Annotated in this window: 2 protein-coding genes and 1 pseudogene; all 3 read left to right on the top strand. The window is 75.3% G+C overall.

Annotated features, from left to right (window positions below):
* Positions 1-197, top strand: a pseudogene (locus tag H5J30_RS30080) (aspartate aminotransferase); the annotation flags it as partial.
* Positions 198-226: 29 nt separating this feature from the next.
* Positions 227-1,639: an MmgE/PrpD family protein gene (locus H5J30_RS30075; RefSeq protein WP_181790543.1), complete on the top strand. Its 1,413-nt coding sequence runs from the start codon at positions 227-229 to the stop codon at positions 1,637-1,639.
* A gap of 49 nt (positions 1,640-1,688) precedes the next feature.
* Positions 1,689-1,946, top strand: a 258-nt coding sequence (locus tag H5J30_RS30070; RefSeq protein WP_181790541.1) for a pyridoxamine 5'-phosphate oxidase family protein, incomplete at its 3' end; no start/stop codon positions are given.

Here is a 1,946-nt window from a genome sequence, read left to right as displayed (position 1 = left end):
ACGCCTCCGCGCTCGGCGTGCCCGACCACGTCCTCGCCGACCGCCTGGTGCGCGAGGCCGGCGTCCTGGTCAGCCCCGGCTACCAGTTCGGCCCGCGCGGCACCGGCTCCTTCCGCGTCTGCTACGCCCGCGACGAGGCGGTGTGGGAGGCCGCCCTGAGCCGGATGACCGCGGCGCTGCGCGCGCTCGCCCGCTGACCGCCCACCGCACCGCGAAGGAGTCCGCCATGCCCGGAACCGGCACCCGCGCCCGTCCCCGTACCCGCACCCAGCAGCTCGTCGACAGCCTCGACGTCTTCGCGTACGACCGGCTCCCCGCCCCCGTCGTCCGCCAGGCGAAGAACGCGCTCTACGACTGTCTCGGAGCCCTCCTGGCCGCCACCTCCCGCCGCTACCCCGTCATGGAGCTGCTGGAGAAGACCGCCGCCGAGGCCGGCCCCGGCACCTCCCGCCTCTTCGGCTCCCCGCTACGCACCAACGCGGCGACCGCCGCCCTCGCCAACGGCACCCTCGCCTACTACTGCGACATCGAGAGCCACCACCCCTCCGCGAACGTCCACGCCATCGCCGTCGTCGCCCCCGCCGCCCTCGCCGTGGCGGAGCGGCAGCGCTCCTCCGGCGCCGACGTGCTGGCCGCAACCGTCGCCGGCATCGACGTCGCCGCCCGCGTCAGCTACGCCCTCGGCCCCGCCGTCCAGTACGCGCGGGGCTTCCACCCGACCACGGTCGCGGGCACGTTCGGCAGCGCGGTGGCCGCGGGGCTGCTGCTGGGGCTGGACGGGGAGCGGTTCGCGGAGGCGCTGGGGCTGGCGGGCACGAGCGCGTCCGGGCTGCTGTCGTGGGTCGACGACCCGACGGAGCAGTCCCGGCCCCTCAACATCGGCCTCGCCGCCCAGGCCGGCGTGCAGGCCGCCACGCTCGCGGCGCTCGGCATGCGCGGGCCGGCGGACGTCTTCGGCGGCAAGTACCCCTTCGGGCTGGCGTTCACCGGGCAGTGGGACCAGGAGGCGCTGCTCGCCGGGATCGGTGAGCGGTACGCGGTCGGGGAGCTGTTCTTCAAGCGCAACTCCTGCTGCGTGTTCATCCCCGCCGCCCTCGACGGGCTGCTCGACGTCATGCGCACCCACGACCTGCGCCCGGCGGACGTCGAGAGCGTCGCCGTCCGCGCCCCGCGCTCCTCGTACCACGTGGTGGACGCCAACCCGCTGCGCTCCCACTGCATGCAGTACGTCCTGGCGGTCGCCGCCCACCGCGGCCGCGTCGGCTTCGCCGACATCATGACCGACCTGCGCCTGACCGACCCGGGGATCGCCGCCCTCGGCGACCGCGTCACGGTCACGGGCGACGCCGCCCTGGACGAGCGCGCGGGCGCGCTGCGGCAGTCCGTGGCGTCGGTCACCGAGGTCACCGCGCGCACGGGCGAGACGTACGTGCGCGACGTCGAACACCCGCTGGGCGCGGCCGAGAACCCGCTGTCGGAAGCGGACCTGGAGCGCAAGTTCACGGCGCTGACGGCGGACGTGCTGGACGGGGAGCGGGCGCGCGGCATCAAGGCGGCGGTGGACGGCCTGGACGGGGCGGCGGACGTCGCCGCGCTCACGTCGCTGCTGGAGGCGGGCACTGTCAGTCGCGTCCGATAGCCTCGGCCGAGGGTCGACGGCGACCGCGTACGCGGAGGGGGGACAAGCAATGGAACTTCCCGAGGACCTGGCCGGGCTGGCGCGCGGCGTGCTCGACGCGAACCGCTACCTCACCCTGGGGACCGCGGAACCCGACGGACGGCCCCGGGTCTCCCCGGTGTTCTTCACCCACGCCGGCTACCGCACCTTCTACTGGGTCTCCTCACCCCGCGCGCGGCACTCCGCCAACATCGCGGCCCGGCCCGGCGTCGAGTTCGTCGTGTACGACTCCACGGCGGCGATCGGCGCCGGCCGCGCGGTGTACGTC

It is taken from the genome of Streptomyces phytophilus (assembly GCF_013870535.1).
GTDB classification, from domain to species: domain Bacteria; phylum Actinomycetota; class Actinomycetes; order Streptomycetales; family Streptomycetaceae; genus Streptomyces; species Streptomyces phytophilus.
This window is presented reverse-complemented; position numbering and strand designations above follow the sequence as displayed.

Bases quoted from the DNA above. Each gene is read 5' to 3' on its own strand.
- H5J30_RS30075 (WP_181790543.1), top strand. From the start codon at position 227: ATGCCCGGAACCGGCACCCGCGCCCGTCCCCGTACCCGCACCCAGCAG.